Origin of the sequence: Acinetobacter tjernbergiae DSM 14971 = CIP 107465 (assembly GCF_000374425.1) — a bacterium.
Classification (GTDB): domain Bacteria; phylum Pseudomonadota; class Gammaproteobacteria; order Pseudomonadales; family Moraxellaceae; genus Acinetobacter; species Acinetobacter tjernbergiae.
This window is the reverse complement of the sequence record NZ_KB894388.1, coordinates 1-5559: the sequence shown is the minus strand read 5'-3', so window position 1 is coordinate 5559 and position 5559 is coordinate 1. Positions and strand designations below refer to the sequence as shown.

The window sequence follows — 5559 nt, the reverse complement described above, 5'->3', positions numbered from 1 at the left end:
ACTAATAAAATAGACCTCTTGTATTAGTGCTATTTTCAATTATTTTAGAATTGATTAAACTTAATAAAATCAACATCCAGTTGTTTTTTAACCTTTGCAAGAGGCCTAATAATTTCACATTTTAGCCATATTCATTGGGATTAAAACACCACCAATTACTCGTGAAATTTCATTGTCATTAATTGATTGAATCATGTAATTACATATATTCTTCTGTCTATTCCTACATCTCAAAAGTTAACCTTACGTTATCTTCAGAGGGATTACTTGTTCATTATTTTGACTAGGATCATTATTCCTTATATCCAATAAAACTTAGAGTCCACAAAACTATAGATATTGCAAGGAAGGAATAACCCAATATCCAAAGAAGACCGCTTGGATTGAAATCAATTTGAATTTTCTGCACGGAGAAAAAAGTTTTAGCCTGAATTTTCTGTAGAAAAAACTCTGGTGTTTGTGCATCTCGTAACAGTAAAAAACCTAAACCTAACTGGAAAAAGAATTGTGTATAGCTATTTTCTAAATATGATTGATATGCAGAAAAAACGAATAACGCACTACAAAAAATTAAAGTAAATTTCACTATTAAAGTCTTCATATTCAACACTCATGGCAAGACATAACGTCTTGCCATTTTTAACAGTTAATAACCATAAGTCTTAGAAATCCAAGATTGTACAGGTGTGTATTTATCTTAAAGAGGCTATTGGGTCAATATTTTTTTATTTTTCAAGAAAAAAACCCCTCTAAGTCTTGCAACTGAGAGGGGTTTTCAACTAAATTCATTGGGTACAGTTATTTGATGTAAGAGCATCATCTAACGAAGATCGGAGGTTTGACGACCGTCACGATATTCACCTGAAAGGCTTGATGTACCAGTTCCTATTTTAAAGAAAAGAACTAGTTTGACAAGCCCCTAATTTGAAAATCTTCGTTAAATAAGCTTCTTAAAACATCAAATAAGCACCTTATCGGTCGAGTCTTATCTACTTCTGTGCATCCTTTTTAAGGCAGATATGCGGTGCATGTGGAGGGAATAAGTGTCACTGGTGCATCGTAGCGATAGTGAAGATCGAGAGATTGGAGCTGAACCGTTACAGGGGAATCCCACAAAAGCGGAGCGTTGAGAGTAGTTGTATAGGTTGGTTAAGTTGCATGTTGGGTGTTTACCCTCGCAGAGATACCGCCATACTTCGACAAGGAGCGCGTGGGGAGAGGTGCAAAACTTTTAGTCCTTGTCTGCCATGTATGTGAAGCATGGTGCGGATACGACCGATGCGTGGCTCCGTCAGCCCATTAGGTTAAATCGGCAGTGCTTAGGGGTATGCCTAATTTTTTTAAATTAGCGACCCCTAGGGTGAGTATTGCCGAAACTCTCTCAACGTTCACCATCAGCCCGAGCAAAGCGAGGGATGTGGGGACGGTGAGAAAGAGTTGAGAGTCTTTGTTTTTTACAAGATTCATGCCAATACTTCCTAGAGTTTATATATAGTGTTATTTGATTGAATTTTGTTATAAATAACTCTGTCAATTTTTAAATAGCAAGGATACACAGTTACCCCTATTTCACTTCGTTCAATAATGATAATCTGTGACCTTGATCAGGGGCTTCACCCCCGATACCCCCAAAAAATTCTTAAAAGAAAAATCAAAGATTTTCCATTTAAGAATTTGACGACCGTCAAATTTTGGATTGATTGAAATGAATGATAGTTCAGAGACAAAGACAACAAAGTTAGTGCGAGAAAGAACCTTTAAAGTCAGACTTTCAGAATCAGAATATCAGTTACTTGATACCAATAACCCTTTTGGTTCGATTGCAAAGTTGCTACGTCAGTCCGCAGTAGAGAAAGCAACAAAGATTCATAATTCCAAAGCAGATGATGACGAAAAAATTAAAACAACCAAGATTGTTGAATCTTCATATAGCAAGATAGAGCGAGAACTAATCTTAGAATTAAGCAGAATAGGTAATAACGTTAATCAAATTGCTAAAGCGATTAATACTGATATTGCAGGTACTGGGACGTTTGACAAAGTAAAGTTACTTCATTTGTTGATTTCGATAGATCAGCAGCTTAGGGAGATACGTCCAGATGATCGTTGATTTCTTTCGGCATGGTTCAGGTTTGTCTAAAGGCTGTCTCGATTATTTGTTAGGTGAAGATAGAGAGCGTGAAAATGCCATAGTGTTAAATGGTGATGTCGAATTAACCGCTCAACTGATTGATAGTAGTCCTTTTGCCAAAAAATATACTAGTGGTTGTTTGTCTTTTTACGAGCATGATTTATCTGACCAAAATAAGCAGCAGATCATGCAAAATTTTGAGCAATGTCTTTTCCCTGGTCTTGATCAAGATCAGTATCAAATTTTATGGGTGCAGCACCAAGACAAGGTGAACCAAGACACTGGAGAGACAAGGCTAGAGCTGAATTTTGTGATTCCAAACGTTGAGCTTTCAACAGGCAAACGGCTACAGCCATTCTATGCACCTGTGGATCTCGATCGAGTGGATTTGTTTAAGAGAATTACCAATGCAGAACATCGGTTGTATGACCCCGATGACCCGAACAATCAGCAGCTTTTAATCAATAAGAAGAACTTACCTAAGGATGTGAAGGATTTTAAAGATCAATTACACCAACGGATTTGCCAAGCTGTGATTGATGGCAAATTTGCCGATCGGCAAGAATTGGTACAGTGGCTTGAAGCTAATGAAATCAAAGTCACCCGACAAACCCCAAAATCAATATCAATCGAAAACCCATACGAGGGCGCAACACGTCCTATCCGTTTGAATGGAGAGGTTTATGAGCAAGGCTTTAGAGCTACTGGCGAATATCGACAAGAAATACAACAGCGAATTGCAACGTACCGAGGAACAACTTCTGAGCGGTATCGAGCAAACGTCACAGACTATCAAAGACAGCTTGAGCACAAGAGCCAATATCACAGCGACCGCTATCCAACAGTCAGACGAGAAATTAGCGCAGCACATACAGAACAGCTCACAGCAGCTCGAGAAGCACCTCGAGCAGTACCAAGCCTTGCTACAGTCCAAATTGAGCCGTTTAAAGCAAATGAACGAGCAAATCCAGACCCAAGAACAGCAAGTTCAGAACAAAAGCCTACTGAAACAGCTTTCCATGTTGAATATAGGACTGATTTCAGTAGCAGTTATTTTGCTTATAGCGATTTTCTCGTTCAGTCTCGTCAGCAAAAACAAATACAGCGAAATACAGACCTTGAATATGGCAATCAACGAGAAGCAAATGCGAGTGGATCAGTTGAATCGTTCAGGGGGGAGTCTGAATATCAGTACATGCAATCCAAGCAACAGCAAATCCCAACGTTTATGTATCCTGATCAACGAGAAACAGGGCAGATTCGGGAATGGCTATTACATTCCAATGGGGTATTAAACGATGAACGAATTAGAAACGCAGTTATTGAGAATCATCGAAGAACAACAGCAGCAATTACAGCAACAACAAGTGCAGTTGCAGCAGCAACAGCAGAGTTTAGACGTGATGCAAATGAAAATTATCCAAGCCTTATCAGCACAATCAAAGGCAATGGAGAGCGTACAGAAAGACTTAGTGCAAACACAAAAGTCATTAGCGACAACACAGACACAATTTCACGAGCTAGAACGAAATACAGCAACCTATATCGAGCAGATCAATGGCAAAGTCAGAGAGATGAGCCAAATTACAGCGAACAACGAAGAAGTTCTCGAGAGAATCTCAACCACACAGCATTCAGTCTCGTCACAAGTAGCCAAAGCTCAGCAGAATTTGCTCGAAACATCCGAGATATTGAAGCGAATATCGTCCAAATGAAAGAACGGCAAATAGAAATGGACAAGTCCCAACCTAAAAAAAGTCGAGGTATGGATTTTGAGATGTGAAACGGAATATAGTTATTTCATACAGTAGGTAGTAAAATTGCTTAATTAAGACTCAAATGGGTTCCACATATGAATACAAAGTTTGATCCGATCGTGTCTGAGTTTGAGAGTTCTGATCAAGAAGAAAGCTATAACAAATGGTTTAAAGCCAAGGTTGAAGCTTCTCTAATGGATACTCGTCCTGTTGTTGCCCATGATCAAGTCGTTGCTCGTATGAAAAAGCTTCGAGAGGAACGTTTAAATAATGTTAATCGTTAATTGGAAGCAAACAGCAATTAATGATTTGGACGGTATTACAACTTATATATTTGATCATAATCCAATAGCAGCTTTAACTTTAGCAGATGAGATATTACAGACTGCGGAAAGATTAGCTGATATGCCTTATAGTGGTCGGCTTGGACGTGTTGATGGAACGAGAGAGAAAATTTTACATCCAAACTATTTAGTTGTGTATCAAGTCACCTCAACAGCGATTAATATTTTAAATATCCTACATACAAAACGAGAATATCCTTAGCGTTGAGATGCGAGTAATTTAATTGCCTGTGTCGTTGCGAGCCTGATATCTTTCGAGAAAAATGTCGAATTACTTGATTGATCCTTAGGAAGAATCACTAAAATTTTTCCCTTTAAGCGATCATCAGCACGAGTTTCCCACATTGTTTTAAATTGGTATGTACTTAGAGTTCTTTGTCCTAGTGATGGGTCCGAAATTCTGACAAAATTGTTATTAATGCCTGAAATAACGGTAAAATGATCATTTTTTCTATGCTTGATATAAGCAATGACTGGGATTTTCAATTTCTCTAAGGTTTCTAGTGAAACAGCATAGCCTTTAAATTTTTTAAAAATAGAAAAATAAATCAATATAAATTTAATTTTTTTTAGTATATTTCATACTAATTATTACACCTATACTTAGAGCTAGGCTCAGTAACAAACAGAAAATAAATAAAAATGTAAAACTTCTATTAGTATTGATAATAAAAAATGAGAAGCTGATAGTAGTAATTAAAAAATATAAAATGAATGAGAAAAAAAATGCATAGGGATAACTTATATTCTTACTTCTAAAGTAAGATCCTAGAAAACCACATAGGAAGGAAGCAATGTCACTAAGCATATTTTCTCAAACAATTTATTTGCTTTTACTAAATGATCTATGTTTATTACTAAGAGAAGCTAAAGTCATACAAATGATAGGGAAGACTATATAAACAAATGATTGTGGTGAATCAAACCACAAATAAAACATAGTTATAATATTTTCATTTGTGTAATATGATAGTAATAAAATAAAAACAAAGAATATTAAAAAAACTATAACTGTAGATATTACTATAAACTTCGCTACTTTTGAAAAATTTATCATTGCATAATTCCCTAAATATTAGTTTTTATCTACGTGCTAAGACTCGAATGCTCACACAACTAAAATTATATCTAGCACTATACACCCCAGAGCTTAAAATTCAAAAAGCTGATCAAATAAAAGCATCTCTTGCTGCACAAAATGTAGTTCCAGATTATATACTGAAACGTAAAGTACTAATAAAATAGACCTCTTGTATTAGTGCTATTTTCAATTATTTTAGAATTGATTAAACTTAATAAAATCAACATCCAGTTGTTTTTTAACCTT

General features: G+C 36.2%; 6 protein-coding genes. 4 read left to right on the top strand and 2 right to left on the bottom strand.

Annotated elements, in window-relative coordinates:
* Window positions 1-292: 292 nt before the first annotated feature.
* The gene (locus C502_RS0117650; protein WP_018680085.1) at window positions 293-601 is read right to left on the bottom strand and encodes a hypothetical protein; all 309 of its coding nucleotides are present in this window, start codon (window positions 599-601) and stop codon (window positions 293-295) included.
* 1104 nt (window positions 602-1705) lie between these two features.
* Here C502_RS0117650 and C502_RS0117640 point away from each other — a divergent pair.
* The 4 genes from C502_RS0117640 to C502_RS0117625 all read left to right on the top strand — a co-directional run bounded on the left by C502_RS0117640 (window position 1706) and on the right by C502_RS0117625 (window position 4434).
* Complete coding sequence (locus tag C502_RS0117640; RefSeq protein WP_018680083.1) at window positions 1706-2110, top strand: MobC family plasmid mobilization relaxosome protein; 405 nt, start codon at window positions 1706-1708, stop codon at window positions 2108-2110.
* Entirely contained in the window at window positions 2100-3914 is a 1815-nt protein-coding gene (locus C502_RS0117635; RefSeq protein WP_018680082.1) for a relaxase family protein, read from the top strand. Before C502_RS0117640 ends, C502_RS0117635 begins: the two co-directional genes overlap by 11 nt.
* 69 nt (window positions 3915-3983) lie before the next feature.
* On the top strand, window positions 3984-4172 hold the full coding sequence (gene relB / locus C502_RS0117630) for a type II toxin-antitoxin system RelB family antitoxin (RefSeq protein ID WP_018680081.1): 189 nt from the start codon (window positions 3984-3986) through the stop codon (window positions 4170-4172).
* On the top strand, window positions 4159-4434 hold the full coding sequence (locus C502_RS0117625; RefSeq protein ID WP_018680080.1) for a type II toxin-antitoxin system RelE/ParE family toxin: 276 nt from the start codon (window positions 4159-4161) through the stop codon (window positions 4432-4434). The genes relB and C502_RS0117625 overlap by 14 nt, the downstream gene beginning before the upstream one ends.
* On the opposite strand, the gene C502_RS19810 is transcribed toward C502_RS0117625, so the two are convergent.
* Complete coding sequence (locus C502_RS19810) at window positions 4431-4784, bottom strand: cysteine peptidase family C39 domain-containing protein (protein ID WP_018680079.1); 354 nt, start codon at window positions 4782-4784, stop codon at window positions 4431-4433. The genes C502_RS0117625 and C502_RS19810 overlap by 4 nt on opposite strands.
* Window positions 4785-5559: the final 775 nt, after the last annotated feature.

Excerpts from the sequence above, each read along its gene's own strand:
- C502_RS0117640 (WP_018680083.1), top strand. The coding sequence starts at position 1,706 with ATGAATGATAGTTCAGAGACAAAGACAACAAAGTTAGTGCGAGAAAGA.
- C502_RS0117635 (WP_018680082.1), top strand. The coding sequence starts at position 2,100 with ATGATCGTTGATTTCTTTCGGCATGGTTCAGGTTTGTCTAAAGGCTGT.
- C502_RS0117625 (WP_018680080.1), top strand. The coding sequence starts at position 4,159 with ATGTTAATCGTTAATTGGAAGCAAACAGCAATTAATGATTTGGACGGT.
- C502_RS0117650 (WP_018680085.1), bottom strand. The coding sequence starts at position 601 with ATGAAGACTTTAATAGTGAAATTTACTTTAATTTTTTGTAGTGCGTTA.
- relB (WP_018680081.1), top strand. The coding sequence starts at position 3,984 with ATGAATACAAAGTTTGATCCGATCGTGTCTGAGTTTGAGAGTTCTGAT.